Below are 23,091 nucleotides of genomic sequence, written 5' to 3' on the forward strand. Positions count from 1 at the left end.
AAGTCGACCAGAGGTACCTTTTTGTAGAACGACAGTATCTCCCATGGTGTGATACTGAACGCAGGCACGCTCATCACGATGAACGATGAGCGCGAGGTCAGAGAGGAGGTCCACGTCGTCGTCGAGGACGGTGAAATCGTCGACATCGCCGACGGATACGAATCCGCCGGGGAGACGATCGACGCTCGCGACGAGGTCGTTATTCCCGGCCTCGTGAATTGCCACACGCACATGTACGCGCTTCCGATTCGCGGCGCGCCGCTGACCGCGTCCCCGGAGAGTTTCTACGAAGCGCTCGTCGACATCTGGTGGGAAGTCGACGAAGCGTTCACGGAGCGTGACGCCCGGTACTCCGCCCTCGGATCGGCCGCCGAGATGGTGGAGAGCGGCGTCACGGCGTTCTGTGACAACTATTCCGGGCCGAACACGCTTCCCGGTGCGCTGGACGCCGTCGCCGACGGCGTCTCCCAGACGCCGATTCGGGGCATGATTTCGTTCGAAACGACCGCACGCAACTCCGAAGCGGAGGCCCTCGAGGGGATCGAAGAGAACCAGCGGTACATCCGGGAGGCAGAGGACGAATACGACGATATCTCCGGCCACTACTGCCTCCACACCCTGTTTACGAACACGGAGGACGTCGTCGACGGGTGTGTCGAGCGTGCGGTCCAGGACGACCGGCCGATCCAGATCCATCTGGAGGAGGGGCTGGTCGACGTCCACGAGTCGATCAAGGAGTACGGGGAACGGCCCGTTCCCGCGCTCGACTCGATGGGGCTCTTCGAGGCAGACGTCATCGCCGCCCACTGCGTCCACTCCACGGAACGTGAACTCGAGATCCTCGCCGAAAACGACGTGAAGGTCGCGCACAACCCGTACTCGAATATCAACAACGCGGTCGGTATCGCCGACGTCGAGACGATGGAAGAACTCGACATGACGATCGGCATCGGCGACGACGGCTGGGACCCAGATATGTTCGAAACGATGCGGTCGGCCGTCGGCATCCACAAGTTGAAAAAGAACGATCCGAGCGGTTTCGACATGGCGAAAGCGCTCGAATGGGCGACTATCGGTAGCGCGGATGTCCTCGGAATGGAAGACCGGATCGGTAGCATCGAAGTCGGGAAACGCGGCGACTTCGTCACACTCGACCTCGGTCCGAACCCCGTGCTCCCCGAGAGCGCGCCCTACTACGTCGTCAGTGCCGCAAGCAGGGCCGACGTGACGCGGACCGTCATCGACGGGAAAATCGCGTACAGTCCGGATCAGGGTGTTAGTGGTGTCGACGAGGTGGAACTGGAGGCCGTCGGTGAGGCGAGTGCCGAACTCTGGGACCGACTCTGAACAGACGGTCCTGACTGTCGGCCAGTGGTGTACTTTTTCACTGTCGGTAAAAAGACAGCTCCTCAATTATAGTTAACAGACTTAGCTTGTTAACCACCCAATCGAATTCTCTCCGTCAGTATCCTTTAACAGGCTAAGCCTGTTAACTATAGCTCGCACCAATCAAGCATCCAAGCGAAGAGGAGGTACGACACGTACACGCTTCGTCAAGATTTATCACTGATGCCCGAGTAAGAATGGGTAATGCCAACTGATCCCGGTTGCAAAGTGGATGCAGCCGTCAAACGGTACGGTTTGGAATCCGCCGATCCGATGTACGAATCGATCGATGAGGGACTCCTCGCCCGGTGGAGGGGGTTAGATGACCGGACACCAATGGGGTACCGACCGCTCACGGAGTGGTTCAACAAACGCCTCCTCAAACAGGTGTACGACGAGTACGGCCGTGATTCGCTGGGCGCTCGTGTCGATAGCGATTACGAGGCGCTACGCAGCGACGACGAACTCATCCGAGAGGAGATGGTCGAGAGCCTATCGGCGGACGGAATCGACGCCGAACGGGTTCTCGAGGATATGGTATCGTACGGGACGATGAGAAATCACCTTCAGGAGTGTCTCGAGGGGGACAAAGAACCACAAACTGCCGAGACCGAGTGGGAACGCGAGAGCATCGAGGTAGCTCGTGAGGTCGCCAGAGAGAAAGCCGAACGAGCACTGTCGTCTCTGGAGACGAAAGGGCAGATCGATGGCGTCGAATCATCGTCGATCGAGGTCCAGATCCAACTGCGTTGCGAGTCCTGTCCGACTCGGATCCCGCTCGAAGTAGCGGTCGAGCAGGGCTACGTCTGTGAGAAGCACAACCAAGCACCCGCCACCTCACACCGATCATGACCTGGAATATCGAAATCGAAAACATCGCTGGAATACTCGACGGACGGACGACGATCGAGCCGGGATTGAACGCCGTTAGAGGTTCGAACTGGCAGGGGAAATCGAGTTTCATCGAAGCTATCAAGACCGCACTCGGAACGTCGACGGAACTCACCGAAAACAAGGACAGCGGGCGGGTGAACCTACAGACACCCGACCGCGATATCACGGTTACGCTCGCCCGCGAGAACGGGACCGTCCGGCGGAGCGGTACTCCGTATCTCGAAAACGAGTACGACGTTATTCGGACGGAACTGTTCGCCTGTCTCGACGAGCGGAACGAGGTCCGCAGTGCCGTTCGCCAGGGCGAGAACTTGGAGGACGTACTCATGCGCCCGCTCGATTTTCAAAATATCGACGAGCAGATCTCCGATCTGAAACGCGAGCGCGAGCAGATACGGACGGAACTCTCACAGGCGAGAGAGGCGAAAAAACGCCTGCCCGGTGTCCAGGAACAGGTCACCCAACTCGAGAAAGAGATCGAGGAGTTACGCGAAAAGCGCGACGAAATAGCCGTCAGCGACTCTGACGAAGCAACTGGCGGAGACGAGACCGATGACGCGTCACCCCAGCAACGGTTGAGTAACGTACAGACGGAACGGAGTCAAGCTGAAAATCAGATCGACAGATTAGAACGGACCATCGAACGGACCGAAGAACGTCTCCAGCAGCGAAGATCCGAACTCGAGTCGCTCGAAATCCCAGCGGACGACGATATCGAGGATAAACTTGCGGCCGCCCGGGACCAACTGCAACAAATCGAACGGGACTCCGAAGTGCTGCAGTCGGTATACTCGGCGAACGAGATGGTTCTAAAGGAGAACCGACTCGACCTCTTGACGGAGGTCGAGCGCGAATTAACCGAAGACAACGTGGTTTGTTGGACATGCGGAAACGAGGCCAAGCGCGAGGAACTGGAGGAACGACTCGACCACCTCGGTGACAAAATCACGGATCTGCGGGCACAGAAAGAGCGGTATCACGATAGAGTCCAAGAACTCGAAGCCCGACGCGAAGAGATCGATCAGGCGAAGCGTCGAAAGCGCGATCTGGAAAGTGAAATAACGGAACTGGAGGACACGCTCGCCGATCGACGTCGGAGTCTCGACGAAGCGGAGGAACGATACCGAGATGCACAGGAACGGGCCGAAAAACTCTCAGATGCCGTCGACGAGACCGTCGAAGCGATCTCCGACGTCGAGAGCAAAATAAAGTATCGGGAAGCCGAACTGAATGATGTCGAGGACGAGCTATCCCAGCTCGAAACTCGGGCCGAACAAGTCGAGATGCTCGAAGCCGAGAGCGCGGAGATACGGACCGAGATCGAAGAACTCCGGAATCGCAAAGACAGGATCAAACACCGCGCTCGAGAGGCGTTCGACGAAGCGATGGATGAAATCCTTTCCCGGTTTGGAACGGGGTTCGAGACCGCTCGTCTCACCGCCGACTTCGATCTCGTCGTCGCACGTGACGGTCGAGAAGCAAGTCTCGATGCACTCAGTGAGGGAGAACTCGAACTTATCGGCTTCGTCGCAGCGCTTGCAGGCTACGAATCGTTCGACGTCGACGAGGCGGTGCCGCTTCTGCTCGTCGACGGTCTCGGCGGGCTAGCGGACGACAACCTGCACACTCTAGTCGAGTATCTTCACGAACGGACGGAATACCTCGTGTTCACCGCATATCCGGAGTACACGGCGTTCGAGGGCCGGGAGATCGACCCCGGTAATTGGACCGTCGCGACGAACAGGCAGGCACTGACTGAGTAACCGTTCCTTCTCCCATCTTTGCGGTTCGTTCCGTCATAACTGTTTTATCCGGGCGCAGTGACGCGGGAGATGATGGACACTGCGAACGATTCCCCGGGGTCGAGGCTTCAGTTCGGCGAAGACGAAATCCGGATCCGGGAAAACGAGATCGAGGAACTCCTCTCCGTTTCCCCGGACGACGTCTCCTCGCCAGAGACGTTGTCCGTCGCGAAAAACGTCTTTCTGCCGCTGACGACGGCATGTCGGTACACCTGTACGTACTGCACGTTTTTCGATCCCCCGGGCGAAGCATCGATAATGTCTATGGACGAGATCCGAACAGTGCTTCGTCAGGGCGTCCGGGCCGACTGCACGGAAGCCCTGTTTACGTTCGGCGATAAACCGGACGATCGGTACACCGAGATCCACCACCAACTCGACGAATGGGGATACGGATCCATCCACGAGTACCTCCACCGGGCTTGCGAAGTCGCGTTGGAGGAGGGCATCCTCCCACACAGCAATCCCGGTGATCTCACCCACGATGAGATGGGGTATCTTTCATCGGTCAATGCGAGCATGGGTGTTATGTTAGAGACGACCGCTCCTGTCGACGCTCACGCGGGTAAACGACGGAAAACCCCGGAACAGCGTCTCCGGACTATTCAGGCCGCTGGTGAACTCGCCGTCCCGTTCACCACGGGGATTCTCGTCGGACTCGGTGAGACGTGGCGCGATCGTGCAGAGAGTATTCTCACGATCAAAGCGCTCCACGAGCGGTACGGTCACATTCAGGAGGTGATCGTACAGAACGTGGTCCCGAACGAGCGGTCCGAGTTCGAGTCGCCGTCGGTCGAAACCATGCGCCGTGTGACAGCGATGGCGAGGTACGGGCTGCCGGATGCGATCGAACTCCAAGTGCCACCGAACCTCTTCCCGGTCGATGAACTCCTCGACTGCGGTATCGGTGATTTCGGCGGTGTATCTCCGATCACGCAGGACCATATCAATCCGAATTACGCGTGGCCGGAACTGCGGCGACTCGAAGAACTGGCGGATACTGCGGAGAGGCGCGTCGTTGAACGACTTCCGGTCTACGAACGGTATCTCGACGAAGAGCGAGAGATTCGCGGGCCACAACGCCTCGATCGACCGTGGGTGACGGAACCGGTTCGAAACACCATTAGATCGAACGACCACCTCGCCCGACTGACCTCGACGGTGAATTCGCCGTCGTGAACCACCGCTCTATACTTCGCCACACTGCCCTCTTCCCGCTCACTCCTCCCTGTACCGTGAGTTTGAGAACTTACCAGCAACAATCTCCGGTATGTAAACCAAATAATGTGGCCGTGTCGAACCTTGTCACATGGGAGTTAGTGACGCATTTGGGGAACTAACTGCGGTACTCGAATACCTGGAGACGACCGACGCCGAGGTCAGGAACGTCGAAATCGGCGAGCAGGTGATCCAGGAACGCGATGAAATAACTGCGAACCTAACTGTCGGGGTACCGGTCCTCGCCGATGACGAGTTCCACGATGGAGTTTCGATCCGAGGAGACAACGTCGACCTCGAGGACAGATACGCGAATATCGATCTCTCGGTGACGCTATCGGTCGAGGAGTCACAGAGAGGCTACGGCTCTTCACCAACCGGCGTCGGCATATCCTCGAAACGGGCTAGCTCCAACGCTGTTCCAGCATACAAAGATCCAGATGCGTTACGGGACGTATACGAACGGTACGATACCTTCCCCGAGATGACCGAGGCGCTGGGTGTCGATGTCACCTCGGAGACGGTGCGACGATACATGGTCGAATACGATATCCACGACCCAAGCGACACTAAACAGGTGCGAAACCATACTGCCCCCGATCAGAATACCCCCGACCCCTCGAGCGAAGACTTCGCAGAGGAAGGCGAATCTGAGAAGCCGAATGCGGCTCTCTCCGAGACGGTTGGGGGTGAGACTACCGCATCGTTCGGCGAAGATCAGTCAGCGGGATCGGTTGAGGACGGCGTTCCAGTAACCGCGACGAAGAAACGGCCAGCATCTATTGGAACCGATAACTCGGACGCTACGACCGGTACTAACGAGCATGGCACTGGCGAAAGCAGCCGTGACGATGCTCCCGAAGGCGGCATCGACGATGAGGCCTCATCGGAGAAAGACGATACGTCCGTGGCCGAACTCCTCGACGAGACGAACAGTGAAGGCAGTGACGACTCGCTCATCGCCGATGGACACGGTATTCCCAAGGGGTTGACCGTCGGTGAACTCACAATGATCGTCAACGAGTCGAGCACCGTCTACGAGGTCAAAACCAAATTGGGTGTTAACCAGGATCTCGCCCGGCGACTCCTCAAAGAAACTGCGCTGATAGACCTCGTCACACAGCGCCTCGGTGCCGAGCAGATTAGAGTCTCTCCGAGAGAGGTACGGCGACGAATCGCTCCGAACGACCAGGATACTCCGCAGTAACTCCGCAGTGCCCGACGGACGTTCCGCGGGCCCAACAGCCGTTCGTAGCGTATTCTGTACGGATGTAGCCGTGTAGGTGGCTAGTAATTCGTCTTCTCTTTGCTGCTAGCGCTGTCTCGTTTCACCTATTTATTTTACATGGTGATCTGGGAGAATAGACGGGAAGCGTTATTTGGATGGGTGAGGAGTTCACACACAATGGCAACAATCAGGGTACGAGATTGGACGAAAAAACAGATTGAAGAGATTCTCGAGAAGGAGTCTCACTCTTCACACGATTCGGTGATCAAAGCGCTGTTGAAGGACCGAGAACTAGCTAAATTTGCGGGGAAGGACATCGTGACCGAAGAGAGCACATCGAACGCAGATCAGCAGTCGCCCGAAGACAAAGCCTTCGACGAACTCACGGTCCTCAGTGAGATGTACCGCGCGGACAACGACGTTCTTTTCCTCTGGTGCCCGAACTGCGGGAAGGAACTCGTCCACCTTACCCTGGAAAACCCGGTAGATATCTCTATCTTCGAGATGGAATGCCAACGATGTCTCAATCACCTCGACCAGCATGCGATCATCGCGATCGAGATCGGCTATCCGATCGAAGAGAAACTCGTCGAAGACAACCTTCAGGCTGATCTGAAGGAGTGCACTATCGACTATTGGGACCGCCATCTCGAACAGTCGACCGAAAATACCGTCACTGAGGAGAGTGCGATCGAACAGTTGGTCTGGCAGTTCGATCAATATGTTCGGAACTTCCAGTGGGACTGGCCTGACGACGTTCCAGTCGTCGGTTTCGAAGCCGGAGATACGCTCCATAACAAAGTCGATGGTGAACTGATCGAGGTTATCGAACCGGTCACGGAAAACCGGAACGCTCTCGATTCGTTCGAAGTAAAGCGGTATCCCGAGGGGACGGATCCGAACGAGGCCAGAACTGAAATCATGGACAGTAATACGATCGCCAACCTCATTATCAACCGGAGTCTGTACCTCGTAGAGGATGAACCGTAAAGACGGTAACCCGTTTCGCTGAACGTGACTCGTTTTCTGGCCGTTCGTCTCACAGACGGGTGCTCGATATCCTATCCCGTATTCTTCATCCCAGCAGCGATTCCTTTGACCGTCAGCCGTAACGTCCGCTCTTCGATGCCCGTCCGATCGGTCTGGTCGAGTAGGGACACCTGTAGTATATTCAGCGGGTCGACGTACGGATTCCGGAGTTCCAAGTTCTCACTGAGCCAATCGCGGGGGTGCAGACGGTCGCGCCGTCCGATCCCGGTCAGCAGGTCGGTCGCCCGCTCGTACTCGTCGGTCACGCGTGGGAAGAACCGCTCGCGAAGCTCCGCGTCGGCCAACTCCGCGTAGCGCTCGGCGATCTCGAGTTCGGTTCGCGACAGCGAGAGCGCGGCGTTGTCGAGCGTCGTCCGGAAGAACGGCCACTCGTCGTACATCGCCCGGAGCGTCTCCATCGAGCCGCCGTCGTCTCGCGTCCCCTCGCCGCTCGACTCTCCCGAGGAGCGTTGCTCCTCGTCCTCGAGATAGGCCTCGATGCCCGTCGCGACCGCGTACCAGCCCGGTAGGATACACCGCGACTGGGTCCACGAGAACACCCACGGAATCGCCCGCAGGTCCTCGACGGTGCGCTCGCCGCTGCGTGAGGCTGGCCGCGAGCCCAGATCGAGATCTTCGATGACCGTGATCGGCGTCGCCTGTTCGAAGTACTGCACGAAGCCGTCGCTCTCGAGCAGATCGCGGTACTCCCGCCGGGCGGCGTCGGCCATCGTCTCCATGGCCTCGAGCCACTCCTCCTGGATCTCCTCCTCGGGCCGTTCGATCGCCTGTTTGCGTGCTCGGAGCTGGGCGTTGAGCATCTGTTCGATGTTGCGCTCAGCGATGCGCGGATTGCCGTACTTCTCGGCGATGGCTTCACCCTGCTCGGTGAACTTTACCTGGCCCGTCACCGTCGAGTTCGGTAGGGCCAGCAGCGCCTCGTTCATCGGGCCGCCACCGCGGGAGATCGAGCCGCCGCGGCCGTGGAACAGCCGCATCGTCACGTCGTGATCGTCACGGATCTCCCCCAGTCGGCGCTGGTTCTTGTACAGCGACCAGTTCGCGGCGAGGAAGCCGTTCTCCTTGTTCGAGTCCGAGTAGCCCAGCATGATCTCCTGGGTCCGTCCCCGGGCCTCCAGCGCCTGTGCGTAAGCCTCGTTCTCGAACAGCGTCCCCATGATCCGGCGAGCCCCCGACAGCGCGTGCTCGGTCTCGAGGAGCGGCACGATATCGATCCCCGAATGCTCTGGAAGGGATACGACGCCGGCTTGGTCGGCCAGGAACAGCACCTCGAGGACGTGGCTGGGCTCTTCGGTCATCGAGATACAGTAGGTGTCGATCGCCTCGACACCGTACTCGGTCTGCCAGTCGGCGAGGCTGTCGAACAACTCGAGGACCCTCGCCGAGTCTTCCGAGAGCGGTTCGATATCCCAGAGATCGATCACAAGTTCGTCCTGCAACACGGCGTCGGTCAGGAACTCGACGCGCTCGTCCTCCGACAGACCGTGGTAGTCGATCCCCTTCGCTTCGAGGGCCTCGGCGATGGCGCCGGTGTGTTTCTGCTGGTGGTCCCGCAGATCGAGACTTGCGAGCGAGAAGCCGAAGGTCGCGACCTGTCGGCGGATCGGATCGACGTGGGACTCGACGATGCTCTCGGCCTCATTCTTGCGCAGACTCGTCGCGATGACCTCGAGGTCCTCGAGGAGGTCGTCGACCTCGGCGTAGCCGCCCGGCCGGACGTCACCGACGCGGCGGAGTCGCTCGCGCATGAGTTGGAGTTTCTGGCGATACGGCTCGCCGGGGTAGCGCTCCTCGGCCATACGTGCGCTACCTGGCAGCCGTTCACGATCGCGCTCCAGGGAGGCCTGAAACGCCGATCCGGCGTCGATCCGGCTCCCGTCCTGACTCAGGACGCCCGAGAGGCGTTTGAGCTGGTCGCGGTAGCGTTCCCTGATGATCTTGCGCTGGCGCTCGAGGTGTTAGCGGTCACCTCGGGGGTGACGTAGGGGTTGCCGTCGCGGTCGCTACCCGCCCACGAGCGGAACTCGAAGAACTTCGGAATGTCGAGGGTTCCGGGGACTTCAGCATCGATCGCTTCGTCGAACTCGTCGTAGACCTCGCCGACGACGTCGAACAGCGTGTTCTCGAGGTACCACTGGACGTTACGCGCCTCGTCTTCGGGCGCGGGCTGGCGGTTGCGGACCTGCGAGGTCTGCCAGAGACTCGTGATCTCTGCGTCGATTTCGCGCCAGACCTGCCTCTCTTCCTTGTCGGTCAGCAGCTGTTCGTCCAGCGTCTCGAGACACGTTGCAATCTCGCGAAGTTTGGATTTGACCGTCTTACGACGGGCTTCGGTCGGGTGAGCGGTGAACGTCGGTTCGATCAGCACATCGTTGAGAATCTGTCTGACGGGTTCGATATCAGCTTCGCCGAGTTCTTCGGCCGCCGTCTCGAGACTATCGTCGAGGGTTCCTTCGTGAGATTCGGTTCGGATCGTCCGAACCCGCTCGCCCTCTTCGGCGAGGTTGATAAGTTCGAAATAGGTTGTAAACCCGCGAGCGACGATCTTCTGGTGATGAGACGACAGGTTTTCGAGCTCCGCGATCAGCGGTTTCCGGGACTTCCGGTCCCCGGATCGGTATTCGATCGAGGACCGACGAGACGATTCGACCGCTTCGAACGCTTTGCGAGAGGTCTGGTCCTCGAGAATATCACCGAGAAACGTGCCGAGCTCGCGGACATCCTGGCGGACATCCCTGTTATGGAGTCCCATAACCTAACTCTGTCGCTGTCGTCAAAAAGGACTAGGAGGGCGACTATCGTGGCAGACTGGGCAGTTTCACTATGGGGTGATCCGTCCGCCCCTCGAACGGCGGTTGCGCTAAACGGAAGGATCAACCACGAGTATGCGATCTGTGAGTAATGTGTGTGTGTGACACCGTGTGCCAAACGTCGAAGGGAGACACGATCTGTTACTCGTATGGTTTGTCCAAATACTGACCGCGAACCGTAACACGTCCCGAGAGGACCTCTGATGAAACCAATTCCGATTATACCTCGGTAAGTATGTTACCAACACTGGTTACTTATAACGGACCATCTCGAAGAGCCACTATGGTACGGCCTATCACCTCACGATCTGCGATTCAGGCTCAAAAGCGGGCGATCGTCAAAACGATTTGTTATCGACTGGTCATGCTTCTGATTACAGTAACTGTTGCGTGGTCAGTGGTCGGTGACGTGAATGCCGCGTTAAATATCGGACTCGTCGCTAACCTCGTGAAGACCGGAACGTACTATATCTACGAGCGGACGTGGGATCGCATTATGTGGGGAGTCACAACCTGAATCCTACTACTCCGTCCCATCCAGTTGTATATTAGGAGATAATATACTAGGGCACAATAAATATTATATCCGTGCGTATCACAGAACGTGGTGATGTTTGACGGCCAAGATAATTCCGAAAATGAATCGGAGTATGAATGTTTACAGTGCGGTGAAATCACACGTTCAACGTCTCACCCTGGTAATTGTCCAAAGTGTAATAGGGTAATGCAGAACCGGGCAAATTCCCTCGAATAACGTTCAATCCTCGTTTCCAGCCTGCTATCTCTACGGGTAGCCAAAGCAGTAGGTATTGGACGTTATACGAAGAGAGAGACTCGTTATTTACACTCTGCTAACTCGATGGTGTCGCAGAACGTCATGGTTTACGGCTGAGAGCGGTGTGTGGTACCGCTAGCTGGTGGGTGGAAATCTAGACGATCAATCTCTGAAACTCGAACTATTCGAGTCTACATACCGGTATAAACTTTATTACAGTAGTATCTGCCCCAGATATGGCTTTAACTGCCGAAATAACCAGAATAGATGGTCGCGCTTAATACACTTGATTAGCATATCGTCAAGTGCTATTTTGCAAGAGTCCGTCCCCTCTCCAAATCACGAGCGTCGATGCGGAAAGTGGCAGCTACGAAGCACCGAACGTGGTGATCGCTGGCGGCGCGTGGTCGGGCCGATTCGGCGACCAGTTGGGGATCGAACTTCCGATTACGCCGGAGCGAGGGCAGATCGTTCACCTCCGTACCGATGCGTTCGACGATCAGACGAACGAGTGGCCGATCGTGAACGCCTTCGGCGAACTATACGCCGTCTCCTGGCCCGACGGCCGTATCGCGATCGGTGCGACACGCGAGCAAGACAGCGGCTTCGACGCATATCCCACCGTCGAGGGCGTCGAGACGATACTGTCCGGGGCTACGAGACTCCTGCCGGGCGCCTCCGACGCAGAGTTCCTCGAGGTTCGCGTTGGGCTGCGGCCTGTCTCGAGCGACGGTCGGCCGATCATCGGCAACGTTCCCGGAGTAACTGGGGCGTTTATCGCCACCGGTCACGGCTCGACGGGATTACATCTCGGTCCGTGTACCGGCCTGGTCGTTTCGGAACTGGTCAGGGGTCGTAAATAGCCGGTCGCCATCGAATCGTTCTCGCCGGAACGATTTACGGAAAGCTAAAGTATTGGACTCGTTTCGCTCCGATCGGAGTCAAGTCTGATTGTATTTCTATGAGTGACGCAGGAATAGCTAGTAATCAAGCGTAGTTTTATGGGAGAGTGCCCCCTCTACGAATCACGAACGATGGAACGAAGTCGGAAATTGTCCCTCGAGGGTGAGCGAGCGTGAATTCCGAGTCGACATCGGTTGCGGAACCGCTAGAGGAGTTCCTTCGCTCGAAATCGAAGGGCGGTGACGATAGCGGAAACTACCGACGGAATCTCGAACGCTGCGTCGAGGATTTTCTCGAGTGGCTCGCGGACGATGCCCGATCAAACGGGACGTTCGGCGACCTCGACGAACGCACGTTCCGGCGATACGCCCGCGAACTGTCCGGTCGCGACCTCGCTCAGGGGACGATTCGGACGTACTACGCGCACGTCAGCGCCTACATCGGCTGGTGCGTTCGCGAGGGGCTCCTCGAAGCGAACTATGCCCAGCGAAACGTCGCGAAGGAGCCGCTCCCGGAGAACGACGGTCGGCGATCGGGCGATCAGCAGGCCTGGACCGACGAACATCGGCGACTGATCACGCGATACGTCGATCGACGAGCCCACGAGGCGGCCGACGAGAAGGGGTTCGACGCGATCCGGGAGTTCCGCGATCGCGCGCTCGTCTACGTCCTCTGTTACTCCGGGGTTCGCGGCGGGGAGATCTTCGCGGATCCGAAGGACACGCGGCGGAACGGCCTACGATGGGATGACGTGTCGCTCGAGGACCGTACGATGACCGTTCTCGCGAAGAAACAGGACTGGTCCGACCGCTCGCTGACGAAACAAGCAGTTGGACCGATGGAACGATATCACGAACTCCTCGAGCCGGCGACCGACGAGTGGCCGGTCTTCCCGACCTTCCATCTCCCGTCGCTCTACGAAACGCTCCGGACTGGGCTCCGGGCGGAATACGATTGGTCGGACGACGAAATCGAGGGATTCGTCGACGACCTCACCGGGCAGACCGACGTTTTCGAAGCGCTGCGTGATTACGAGTTGACGCCGCCATCGATCAACACCGATGGCGCGCGCCGGATCATGCGCCGGCTCTGTTCGGAAGCCGATCTGGAACTCGAGGGAAAACACGACTATCTCGCCCCGCACGGCGGACGTCGTGGTGCGGGCGAGGTAATGGTTCGACAACGAGGGTTCACCGCTGCCGCTCGACTCCTGGATAACAGCGAAGAGGTCGTCCGAACGTCCTATTCTCATATCGAAGCTAAAGAGATGGCCAAAGATGCCGGTGACGCGTTTACCGAACACGATTCGTGAAGCGGCCGCGCCCATAGATCTTTCTTGAGGGCTTCCCCACTTCGGTTACTGGAGAAGTCTGCCTTTCCGGCACTGTCTAGTTTAGCGAATTCTTTACATATCTATTAATTTATCGGTACGGCCGATGTGTGTTGTAGTAGTGTACAAACTATTCAATTCTTTCTCTAACACTCGCCCGACTGACCACCCACGAATTGTAGAAGCGATCAACATATATCTTGATGACATGAAACTGCCATTTGGTCAGACTATTATAAATATAATCAATATAATAAATAATCCGTAATGAGGAAGGGGAACCAGATATCTGTATCTATCGACGAGAAATACCTACTTGGAGAGATCGTGTTTCCCGTCGACTAATGCAGAAATGCAGCGGCTGGATCGGTCCCTCGTCATCCGAAGATTACACCATCACGAATCAACGTGAGTCTATGTTGATTGCATCATATACCCAAGACCAGTCGCCGTTGATCTTGATAGTGATCTTATCAACCGCGATCCGCGACGACTGCGCCGTCTTCGGAACGCTTCGTATTTTGATACTGTTCTGTGAACGTCTCCAACTGTGACTCAGCATCTATTCAACTTGGCAATTTATTGATGGTTTCATATGGGATCTCGGTTTCGTTATTATCGAATGCCCGCTTTCATAGCCATGGTTTATATCGGGCATGTTTCTCCACCCCAATATACAAAAGTACAGTTGTAAAAGACTACTATCGTTTCGATTTGACCGCTCGGAAACCTGGTTGCTCCTCCCTTCGATATATGCGAACGAGTGGTCTCTAAACGCTAAGGCTCATTTCCCGAGACCTGTGATCGCTATTGACTGTGTTTAGCAGCAAAATTACCGATTTCCGTTATCAGTTATTGTAGGCGGTTACAGGTCGGAATGATAAATGAAAATCAGATCTCTATCGCCGACTGACATTATTATGGTGTGATATTCAGGGTTGAAATAACTGTCGTGGACCATTGAGGCGCAGAAGTGATTAAGTGTTGCATTCCGAACGCACCAATATGACATCTGACACCCCATCACGGCGGATCAAGTCAGTTAGACGAGCCTGTTTACTCTTGATACATCTCCGAGAAGTCGGTCCGACGACGGTAACGGAACTCGCGGATGAGTTTGATCTCTCACCTGGAACCGTTCACGCGTACCTTGCGACGCTCTGTGAGGTGGGATTCGTCGAACAGAACGGTGACGAGTACGCGCTCGGGCTTGAACTCCTGCCACTGGGTGAACACGTCCGCATGCAGCGCTCGCTGTATCAAGCAGCGAGGGGAGAGGTGGATCGGCTCGCTTACGCGAGCGATGGCGTCGCCCACTTACTCACGGAGTATGACGGGCAACTGATCGTACTCTACGAGGTTTTCGGCGAGAACGCCGTTGGCCGGGACTTTCACGCTCGGAAGCGAGATCGACCGCGAGAGCACATCCACTGCACTGCTGGGGGAAAAGCGATTCTCTCCCGGTTACCTGAACGGCGCGTCAGAACGATTGTGGCGGAGTTCGGACTCCCGGAATTCACTGAAAACACGATCACGGATCTTTCCGAACTCCTGGACGAACTAGGCGAAATCCGCGAGCGCGGCTATGCGCTGAACGATCAGGAACAGATGCGTGGTATCCGCGCTGTTGGAGCGCCGGTGATCGACAGCAGTGGTGGTATAATCGGCGCGATAAGCGTCTCCGGTGCCGCGAGCAACTGGCGGGGGTCGTACTTCCGCGACGAACTCCCAGAACTCGTGACTCGATCGGCGAACAACATCGAGATCAACCTTCAGTCCGATCCCAACGGGCGGTAGACACAAGTTGTCGGTCAGTAGTGCTTTGAGTTGCTTCGCTTTGATACAGAACCAAGAATGTGCTTCCGCTATTGTCCGAAGCCACCGAGGGGGATTTCACTCGAGTCGTCGCTCTCTGTCCGGGAAGCCGTCAGTAACCGGTCGATGAAAACCGGCCATTCGTTGACAATGCATGATGCCCTTATATAGGGGAAACATTTAAATTCGATACTGACATCGGCATAGGGTGTGCGATGCCAAGACAAGACACACACTACGTCAGTATCGATACTGGTGGGACGTTCACCGACGGGTACGTCTCGTATCCGGAGGGGTCTACTACGGTTAAGGTCCCGACGACAGATCACGACCTGACGGTCTGCTTCCGGAACTGTATCGATAAGGCAGCAGAGAAACTCGAGCGATCAACGGAAGAGTTGCTCATCGATACCAACGTCATCCGGTTCTCGACAACGATCGGGACGAACACGATCATTGAGCGATCCGGTCCGCAGATCGGCCTGATCGTCACCGACGACCGGAAGGAGGAACTGTTCCAAGTGGAGACCGATGACGATGAGGGCGTCTCCGACCTGACCGACGAAAACCTCGTCACGGGAATCCCCGAACGGGTCGACTCGGACGGCGAAGTCGTCGATCCGGTCGAGCGTGAGGACGTCCTCGAAGCGGCAAAGACTCTGATGAACCGAGGGGCGAAGCTTCTCGTCATCAGCCTCGACAACTCGTTCTACAACGAGAAGAACGAGGAACGGGCCCGGCGGATCATCGAAACTGAGTATCCGCCCCATTATTTGGGACCAAATCAGGTACTGACCGCCAACGAAGTCACCAGTCGACCGGGCTACCTCGCGCGCTCGTCAACGGCGCTCATTAACGCGTACATTCACCGGCCGATGGCCCGATCGCTGTACAAGGCCGAGGACGATGTTCGCGAGAGCGGCTACGGGAACCCGTTACTCGTCGGCCAGTCAACCGGTGGCGTCGCCGGCGTCTCCAAGACGGTTGCGCTTCACACGTACAACTCCGGTCCGGTCGCCGGGGTCCTGGGTGCGAAGGCGTTTCGCGAACTGTACGACCTCGAGTCGGTTATCAGCACGGACATGGGCGGTACAAGCATCGACATCGGAACGATCACCGATGACGGCGTCGATCGGGAACTCGAACCGACCGTCTCCGGGCTGCCAGTACACGTGCCGATGATCAACGTTCGAACGGCCGGCGCCGGCGGCGGAAGCATTGCCTCGGTTGACGACGGCGAGTTCACCGTCGGCCCGGAGAGCGCCGGCGCCGAGCCCGGTCCGGCCTGTTACGATCTCGGCGGGTTCGAACCGACGACTACCGACGCCGACGTCGTCCTCGGATACATCGATCCCGATTACTTCCTCGGCGGTGACAAGCAACTCAACGCTGACCGCGCTCGAGATGCGATCGAACGATCGGTCGCGGACCCGCTTGACGTTTCCGTCGCGGAGGCGGCGCTGCGCGTTCGGGAGCGCGTCGACGAGAACATCGCGGCATCGATCACGGACCAGCTTGACGAGGGAGCCGATCCGGCCGAGACGACGGTCATCGCGTACGGGGGTGCGGGACCGATGCACTGCTGTACGTTCGCTGAAAAGGCGGGGATCGAACGGATCATCACGGCACCGGCAGCCGCGGAGTTCAGCGCCTTCGGCGGGGCAACGCTCGACGTCGAACACCGATACACGGCAGCGTTCGGTAGCCGATCGACGATCGCCGAGCCGTCGGTCTCCGTTGATGCCTACAACGAGACCGTCGAAGAACTCGAGACGGAGGCGACGAAGGACATGCGCGGCGAAGGGTTCGACGCCGACGAGATCATGTTCGACCTTACGATGCTCGTCCGATCGGACGGCGATGTCGAGGAACGGTCCGTGCCGATCCGAATCGACAGCCCGGACGACCTCGCAGAGGCGCTTGAGGGGCTCGGCTCCGATCCCGAAGAGTCGATCGGTCTCGACACGCTGGTCCTCACGGCGATCGGCCCGGTCGCGACCGAGGGATTCACCGAACGAGAGCTCCAGGGGAGCGACCCCGAACACGCCTACAAGTCCACGCGGACGGCCTACTGGCCGGACGACGGCTGGGTCGAGACCGACGTCTACCAGCGTGAAGACCTTGAGCCGGGGAACGTCGTCAACGGCCGCGCGATCATCGAGGCGACGGACACGACGTACGTGATCCCCGACGCCTGGACCTTCGAGATCGACGAGTACGAACACGGAATCATCGAACGATGAGCGGGCGCAGTCAATCGGCCGTCGAGTACTTCCGCGGTCGCCAGGACGATCCCCGACCCTGGTTTCCGCTGATCGGGCGGCTCGCCGCATCGATCAACCAGGTCCCCCCGGAGATATTCCTCTCGAACGCCACGCAGCAGACCAACGGGATTCAGAGTGCGTATCGACTGTTCGAGCCCGATGCGGTCTGTACCGCGATCGATACGACGCTCGTCGCGGAGGCGCTGGGCGCGGCGGTCGAATGGAACGAGTCGACGGACTCGTTCGACGTAGTCGACCCCATCGCGTCACCCGACGAAGTGACAGATCCGTCGACGGTACAGGACCGCGGTCGGCTTCCGACGGTGACCGACGTCGGCGAGCGGCTCGCGACCAACCTCGACGAGCCCGCGGTCGTCGGCGTCGTTCCCGGTCCACTGACGACCCTGGAGGCGACGTTCGGCGCGGACGCCGCTCTCGAGACCGATCGCACTAAACCGATCCGGACGGCCATCGGCGAACTCGGCCGCGCGTTCGGGAAGGCGAACGTCGATGCTATCCTCGTCTACGAGGACGTCGATCGGCTCGACGAGGGTAGCGGGGACGCTGCGGACGTGACCGTCGAGACGCTGGAGATGCTCGACAATATAACCGGTTTCTACAACACGCCGCTCGTCGTCGCCCCGAACGGCTACGCGGACGCGACGATCGAGGCGGTCCTCGAGCGCGCTCAACCTGCGGGCGTGTTGCTCGATACCGACGACCCGGCAGCGAGCGCCGAGCGTTACCCGGACGTTCGCGTCGGCGGCGGAATCACGGATGAACTACTGGAAGCGGAGCCGGACGAGATCCGGACGCGGGTCGAGGAACGGTGTGCCGACCTCCCGAACTCGGGATTCCTCGCCAGCGGTCGCGAAGTCCCGCCGGACATCCATCCGACGGAGCTACAGGCAGTGAGCGACGGACGGCCGGAGACCGATGGATAGCACAATGACCGACGACATAAAACCAATACCGATCACGGAACATGGGAGAAACTGATACTACCACGAACCGAACGAAACGGGTCGCGGAATACCTGGAGGTCGATCTCACGAACGAACAGTGGCAGTGCGCCCGGTGTACGGAGACGCTGGGGCCGGCGAACGAGAACTACAAGCGCGGTTGTCTGGTGAACGAGCGCAACCCGCGCGAGGTTCATCCGCCGATCCTCGAGGACGAGGAGTACTCGTTCGCACCGGACCCCGATTGGGTTCGGATCGTCGAGTTCTACTGTCCCGGCTGCGGGACCATGATCGAGAACGAGTACCTCCCGCCGGGCCATCCGATCACGAACGACACGCAACTGGACCTCGAGAAACTGAAGGAGGAACACGACGGATGACCACCCAGATCAACATCGACGCGGGCGGAACGTTCACCGACTGCTTCACGGTCCACGACGGCGAGGTGGTCTCGGCGAAGACGCCGACGACGGAGCACGACATGTCGGAATGTTTCTTCCGTGGTATCGAGAAGTGCGCCTCGCAACTCGGTCTCGGTCTCGAGGACCTCATCGGTGAGGTGGACTCGATCCGCTACTCGACGACGACAGCGATGAATCGGCTCATCGAGCGGAAGGGTCCCAAGCTCGGACTGCTCACCACCGCAGGCGTCCAAGACTATCCCCAGATCGGTCGCGGGCCGCGGTGGGCCGACGGTCTGACCGACAGCGAGCAGCGCAACATCTCGGACGCGAAGAAACCGGAGTACCTCGTCCCGGACTCCCGAACCAACGGCATCCGCGAGCGCGTCGACAGTGAGGGGAACGTCCTACGACCGCTCGACGAGGAGCACGCCCGCGAGCAGATCCGCAATCTCGTCGATAAGGGCGCTCGGGCCATCGTAGTGAACCTCCTGTGGTCGTACGAGTATCCGGAGCACGAAAAGCGTCTCCGCGAACTCGTTCGGGAAGAGTACCCGCCCTCGTACCTCGGCAGCATCCCCGTGTTCCTCTCCTCGGAGGTCATGCCGACCAAGCAGGAGTACGAGCGGACCAACACTACGCTGCTGGACGCGTACCTCTCGGAGCTGATGCAGGAGCACATCGCTGACATCAAGGACCGCTTAGAGGTCCACGGCTACGAGGGCGACATTCAGATGCTCCACAACACCGGGGGAATGGCTGAGTCATACAAGACGACCGCCGTCGAGACGTTCAACGGCGGCCCGGTCGCCGGCCTGAAGGGCGGCGAGTACCTCTGCGACGTGCTCGGCTACGAGAAGGCCGTCGTGACCGACATGGGTGGTACGAGCTTCGACATCGGCATCCTCACCCAAGGCGGCGTCGAGTCCTACGAGTTCGAGCCGGTGATCGACCGCTGGCGCGTCTCCGGGACGATGATCGAATCGAAGTCGATCGGCGCCGGAGGCGGATCGATCGCGTCAGTCAACGACGACCTCGGCGGGCGGATCGAGGTCGGTCCAGAGAGCGCCGGTGCCGACCCCGGGCCAGCCTGCTATAACCGTGGTGGCACGAAGCCGACAGTGACTGACGCCGACGTCGTCCTCGGATTTATCGACCCGGAGAAGTTCTACGCGGGGAACCAGCGGCTGGCGGTTGAGCGCGCCGAGGAAACGATCGAGACCCACGTCGCTGATCCCGCGGGGATGGACGTCGAGGAGGCGGCCGCGAACATCCGGCGGATCGCCGACGGGAACATGGGCAACACCGTCCGGAAGGAGACGATGCTCCGCGGGCATGACCCACGGGAGTTCATGCTCTACAGCTTCGGCGGTGCAGGGCCGCTGCACGCCGCATCGTACTCATCGTATCTCGACATCGACACCGTCGTCACGACGCCGTACTCACCGGTGTTCTGCGCGATGGGATCGGCGACGATGGACACGCTGCACATCTACGAGCAGTCGCACTCGATGTACCTCCGCGAGTCCGGCGAACGAGCGGAGTACACGACCGACTACGAGGCATTCAACGAGGTCGTTGAGGGCCTGAAGGCGAAGGGGCGCCGCGATATCCGAAGTGAGGGCTACGACCCGGACGACATCGAGTACGAACTCGAACTGGACATGCGCTTCGGCGGTCAGATCCACGTCGTCCGGGTGCAGTCACCCCGGATTGAACTGGGCGAGGCGGCAGACGTCGAGGCCCTCTGCGAGCATTTCATGGACCAGTATAAGGAGCGGTTCTCCTCGTACTCGGTCACGCCTGACCATGGAATCACCGTGGAGAACTTCGCGCTGAAGTCACGAGTCGCCAGCCCCGACGTTGAACTACCCACTGCGTCGCTGAACGATACTGACCCCTCGCCGGCACGGACCGGCAGCCGTGACATTATGTGGACAGGGCGCGAGGAGTACGTCTCGACCCCGGTGTTCGAGTACGAGGATCTGCGCGCTGGGATGGAGATCGAAGGGCCCGCGGTCGTCGACGCCGATTACACGACGACGGCCGTCCCCGACGATTGGAGTTACCGCCTGGACGAATACCGCAACGGAATTCTCGAAACTGACGGAGACAACCAATGACTGTCGACCGCGACCAACTGATCGACTGGCTCGACCTCGAAGAACCGTCCTCAGACGAACTGGCTTGCATGGACGACCTAGAACACGGCGACTATGAGATCTACTCCGAGCGCCTGCGGCTCATCCTCGACGAGGGGATGGACGTGTTCGTCCGCTCGGGCGTCTCGCAGTTCATCGCCGCTCGCGACCTCGCGGTCGCCATCTACACGCCGGAGGGCGACCTCGTCGACTCCGCGGCCGGCGCGTACCTGCACGTCGTCACGGGCGTCCCACCGCTGAAGTACGTCATCAACAACTTCGCCGACGACGAGACCGTCGGCGTCGAGCCCGGTGACGTATTCTACGCGAACGACGCGCTCTACGGCGGCATCCACAACCCCGACCAGATCGCGTTCATGCCCGTCTTCCACGACGGGGAGATCATGGCGTGGGTCTCCGCCGCCGCTCACACGACCGAGACTGGCGCCATCGAACCCGGCGGCATGCCGATTTCCGCTCGGACTCGCCACGACGAGGGGATGAAGCTCTCGCCGATCAAGATCGGCGAGGACTACAAGCTCAAAAGCGACATGGTGGAGATGCAGAAGAACTTCATCTCCCGCGCCCCCCGGATGCACGAGATTGACCTCAGGGCTCGCGTCACGACCTGCGATCGGGTCCGTCGACGCATCAAGGAACTCATCATCGATAAGAAGGGGCCGGACTTCTTCAAGGGACTCATTCGCCGAAACATCAAGGAGTCCCAAGAGGGTGCCAAGAGGCGCATCGATGAGTGGAACGACGGCACCTTCCAGACGGTCCACTTTGCGGACACGGTCGGCTACGAGGACGGCCTCTGGCGGCTGAAGGCGGAGATGGAGAAGGACGGTCCCGAGATACACATCGACTACAGTGGCACCTCGCCGGAGAACGATGGTTCGTTCAACACTCAACCGGTCGCCGCTATCGCTCACACCGCGAACTACATGTTCAGCGTCCCATTCCACGACCTGCCCAAGAGCAACGGGACCTACGACCTCATCGACTTCGACATCCCGAAGGGATCGATCCTCTACCCCGATCCGGAGGCGTCGACGGTCCAAGCGGTGATGGTCAACCAGGTGATCATGGACTCGACGACGACACTGTTTTCGCGGTCGATGTACGACGAGGACAGCGAGAACGAGCACGTCACCGCACCGATGGCTAATACCGCACCCGGGTACGCCTTCGGCGCCGAGAACCAGCACGGTGAGCCGGTCGCTGACCTCATGTCTCACGCGCTCAACACCGACGGTACTGGTGGGCAGGCCCGGCGCGACGGCGAGGACGAGGCAATCTTCCCATGGTGTCCGTTTGGCCATGCCTCGAACATGGAGTTCGTCGAGAACGAATACCCCTTCACGCATCAGTACTTCCGCCACGGGACCGACTCCTGTGGCCATGGCAAGCACCGCGGCGGAATCGGGATGCAGATCGCATACATGATGCACCACGTTCCCGTCGTCGAGTGGCTGTCGATCTGTCACAACTCGAAGCTCGTGACCGGACAGGGCCTGTTCGGCGGCTACGCGCCACGAACGATCCCTGGGATCACAATCACTGATTCGGATCTCAAGGAACGGATGGCAAACGGGGAGTACGTCCCCGACGACCTCATCGAACTACTGCAGGACCGAACGCTGGACGCCGACTACAATATCACTAGCCACGTCCGCGAGTCGAAGCCCTACGAGAACGGCGACCTCTTCGTCGGTCACTCCGGTGGCGGCTGCGGATACGGTGACGCGCTTGAGCGCGATCCCGACGCTGTCATGGAGGACATCGAAAACGACCGCGTGACCCATCGGTCCGCGAAGGAGATCTACCAGATCGAGTACGACGAGGAGACGCTCACCGTCGACGAGGAAGCGACCGAACGCCGTCGAGAGGAATTCCGCCAGCAGCGACTCGAGGAAGCCCAGTCGTTCGGCGGATTCATCGACGAGTGGGAAGAAAAGCGACCCGACGACGAGATCCTCGAGAACTACGGCAGCTGGCCAGATGGAGAGAAGACGGAACCAGTGATGCGACAGTAGCTCGCTCCCGTCAGATCGGGCGCACGCGACTCATTTCTTCGACTATCGCATCGGAGACCGGTCCGATAAGTAC

Annotated in this window: 16 protein-coding genes and 1 pseudogene; 16 read left to right on the forward strand and 1 reads right to left on the reverse strand. The window is 59.0% G+C overall.

Going from position 1 to position 23,091, the window contains the following annotated elements; genetic code table 11:
- The first annotated feature begins 48 nt into the window (after positions 1–48).
- The 6 genes from J0X25_RS38215 (at position 49) to J0X25_RS38240 (ending at position 7,518) form a co-directional block, all read left to right on the forward strand.
- Positions 49–1,347, forward strand: coding sequence for an amidohydrolase family protein (locus J0X25_RS38215; protein ID WP_226777294.1), 1,299 nt, complete (start codon positions 49–51; stop codon positions 1,345–1,347).
- Between the two features lie 243 nt (positions 1,348–1,590).
- On the forward strand, positions 1,591–2,238 hold the full coding sequence (rdfA, locus tag J0X25_RS38220) for a rod-determining factor RdfA (protein WP_226777295.1): 648 nt from the start codon (positions 1,591–1,593) through the stop codon (positions 2,236–2,238).
- Positions 2,235–4,043: an archaea-specific SMC-related protein gene (locus tag J0X25_RS38225; RefSeq protein ID WP_226777297.1), complete on the forward strand. Its 1,809-nt coding sequence runs from the start codon at positions 2,235–2,237 to the stop codon at positions 4,041–4,043. The genes rdfA and J0X25_RS38225 overlap by 4 nt, the downstream gene beginning before the upstream one ends.
- Before the next feature lie 72 nt (positions 4,044–4,115).
- Positions 4,116–5,261: a 7,8-didemethyl-8-hydroxy-5-deazariboflavin synthase subunit CofG gene (cofG, locus tag J0X25_RS38230; RefSeq protein WP_226777298.1), complete on the forward strand. Its 1,146-nt coding sequence runs from the start codon at positions 4,116–4,118 to the stop codon at positions 5,259–5,261.
- Between the two features lie 130 nt (positions 5,262–5,391).
- On the forward strand, positions 5,392–6,507 hold the full coding sequence (locus J0X25_RS38235; protein ID WP_226777299.1) for a DUF8073 domain-containing protein: 1,116 nt from the start codon (positions 5,392–5,394) through the stop codon (positions 6,505–6,507).
- A 198-nt stretch (positions 6,508–6,705) separates the two neighbouring features.
- Positions 6,706–7,518, forward strand: coding sequence for a hypothetical protein (locus J0X25_RS38240; RefSeq protein ID WP_226777300.1), 813 nt, complete (start codon positions 6,706–6,708; stop codon positions 7,516–7,518).
- Positions 7,519–7,589: 71 nt separating this feature from the next.
- Here the strand turns inward: J0X25_RS38240 and ppc are convergent.
- A pseudogene (ppc, locus tag J0X25_RS38245) lies at positions 7,590–10,330 on the reverse strand (phosphoenolpyruvate carboxylase).
- A gap of 341 nt (positions 10,331–10,671) precedes the next feature.
- On the opposite strand from ppc, the gene J0X25_RS38250 reads away from it, so the two are divergent.
- From J0X25_RS38250 to J0X25_RS38295, 10 genes are all read left to right on the forward strand, one after another.
- Complete coding sequence (locus J0X25_RS38250; RefSeq protein WP_226777005.1) at positions 10,672–10,905, forward strand: DUF2061 domain-containing protein; 234 nt, start codon at positions 10,672–10,674, stop codon at positions 10,903–10,905.
- 93 nt (positions 10,906–10,998) lie between these two features.
- Positions 10,999–11,142, forward strand: coding sequence for a rubrerythrin-like domain-containing protein (locus tag J0X25_RS38255; protein WP_226777006.1), 144 nt, complete (start codon positions 10,999–11,001; stop codon positions 11,140–11,142).
- 326 nt (positions 11,143–11,468) lie between these two features.
- A complete protein-coding gene (locus J0X25_RS38260; protein WP_226777007.1) occupies positions 11,469–12,026 on the forward strand; it encodes an NAD(P)/FAD-dependent oxidoreductase in 558 nt (185 codons plus the stop codon).
- A 212-nt stretch (positions 12,027–12,238) separates the two neighbouring features.
- Positions 12,239–13,378 (forward strand): tyrosine-type recombinase/integrase, encoded by a 1,140-nt coding sequence (locus J0X25_RS38265; protein ID WP_226777008.1) that lies wholly within the window; start codon positions 12,239–12,241, stop codon positions 13,376–13,378.
- A 1,023-nt stretch (positions 13,379–14,401) separates the two neighbouring features.
- Positions 14,402–15,193: an IclR family transcriptional regulator gene (locus J0X25_RS38270; RefSeq protein ID WP_226777009.1), complete on the forward strand. Its 792-nt coding sequence runs from the start codon at positions 14,402–14,404 to the stop codon at positions 15,191–15,193.
- A gap of 233 nt (positions 15,194–15,426) precedes the next feature.
- Positions 15,427–17,454 (forward strand): hydantoinase/oxoprolinase family protein, encoded by a 2,028-nt coding sequence (locus J0X25_RS38275; RefSeq protein ID WP_226777010.1) that lies wholly within the window; start codon positions 15,427–15,429, stop codon positions 17,452–17,454.
- Positions 17,451–18,419 (forward strand): uroporphyrinogen decarboxylase family protein, encoded by a 969-nt coding sequence (locus J0X25_RS38280; protein ID WP_226777011.1) that lies wholly within the window; start codon positions 17,451–17,453, stop codon positions 18,417–18,419. The genes J0X25_RS38275 and J0X25_RS38280 overlap by 4 nt, the downstream gene beginning before the upstream one ends.
- Before the next feature lie 41 nt (positions 18,420–18,460).
- Positions 18,461–18,817 carry an acetone carboxylase subunit gamma gene (locus J0X25_RS38285; protein WP_226777012.1) on the forward strand — a complete coding sequence of 119 codons (357 nt, stop codon included), beginning with the start codon at positions 18,461–18,463 and terminating at the stop codon, positions 18,815–18,817.
- Positions 18,814–20,961: a hydantoinase/oxoprolinase family protein gene (locus J0X25_RS38290; protein WP_226777013.1), complete on the forward strand. Its 2,148-nt coding sequence runs from the start codon at positions 18,814–18,816 to the stop codon at positions 20,959–20,961. The genes J0X25_RS38285 and J0X25_RS38290 overlap by 4 nt, the downstream gene beginning before the upstream one ends.
- Positions 20,958–23,018 (forward strand): hydantoinase B/oxoprolinase family protein, encoded by a 2,061-nt coding sequence (locus J0X25_RS38295; protein ID WP_226777014.1) that lies wholly within the window; start codon positions 20,958–20,960, stop codon positions 23,016–23,018. Before J0X25_RS38290 ends, J0X25_RS38295 begins: the two co-directional genes overlap by 4 nt.
- The last annotated feature ends 73 nt before the right edge of the window (positions 23,019–23,091 follow it).

This window comes from Haloterrigena alkaliphila (genome assembly GCF_017352155.2).
GTDB classification, from domain to species: domain Archaea; phylum Halobacteriota; class Halobacteria; order Halobacteriales; family Natrialbaceae; genus Haloterrigena; species Haloterrigena alkaliphila.

Coding starts and splice junctions, on each gene's coding strand:
- J0X25_RS38275 (WP_226777010.1), top strand. CDS start 15,427: ATGCCAAGACAAGACACACACTACGTCAGTATCGATACTGGTGGGACG.
- J0X25_RS38240 (WP_226777300.1), top strand. CDS start 6,706: ATGGCAACAATCAGGGTACGAGATTGGACGAAAAAACAGATTGAAGAG.
- cofG (WP_226777298.1), top strand. CDS start 4,116: ATGGACACTGCGAACGATTCCCCGGGGTCGAGGCTTCAGTTCGGCGAA.
- rdfA (WP_226777295.1), top strand. CDS start 1,591: ATGCCAACTGATCCCGGTTGCAAAGTGGATGCAGCCGTCAAACGGTAC.
- J0X25_RS38250 (WP_226777005.1), top strand. CDS start 10,672: ATGGTACGGCCTATCACCTCACGATCTGCGATTCAGGCTCAAAAGCGG.
- J0X25_RS38285 (WP_226777012.1), top strand. CDS start 18,461: ATGGGAGAAACTGATACTACCACGAACCGAACGAAACGGGTCGCGGAA.
- J0X25_RS38235 (WP_226777299.1), top strand. CDS start 5,392: ATGGGAGTTAGTGACGCATTTGGGGAACTAACTGCGGTACTCGAATAC.
- J0X25_RS38225 (WP_226777297.1), top strand. CDS start 2,235: ATGACCTGGAATATCGAAATCGAAAACATCGCTGGAATACTCGACGGA.
- J0X25_RS38280 (WP_226777011.1), top strand. CDS start 17,451: ATGAGCGGGCGCAGTCAATCGGCCGTCGAGTACTTCCGCGGTCGCCAG.
- J0X25_RS38295 (WP_226777014.1), top strand. CDS start 20,958: ATGACTGTCGACCGCGACCAACTGATCGACTGGCTCGACCTCGAAGAA.
- J0X25_RS38290 (WP_226777013.1), top strand. CDS start 18,814: ATGACCACCCAGATCAACATCGACGCGGGCGGAACGTTCACCGACTGC.
- J0X25_RS38255 (WP_226777006.1), top strand. CDS start 10,999: ATGTTTGACGGCCAAGATAATTCCGAAAATGAATCGGAGTATGAATGT.
- J0X25_RS38270 (WP_226777009.1), top strand. CDS start 14,402: ATGACATCTGACACCCCATCACGGCGGATCAAGTCAGTTAGACGAGCC.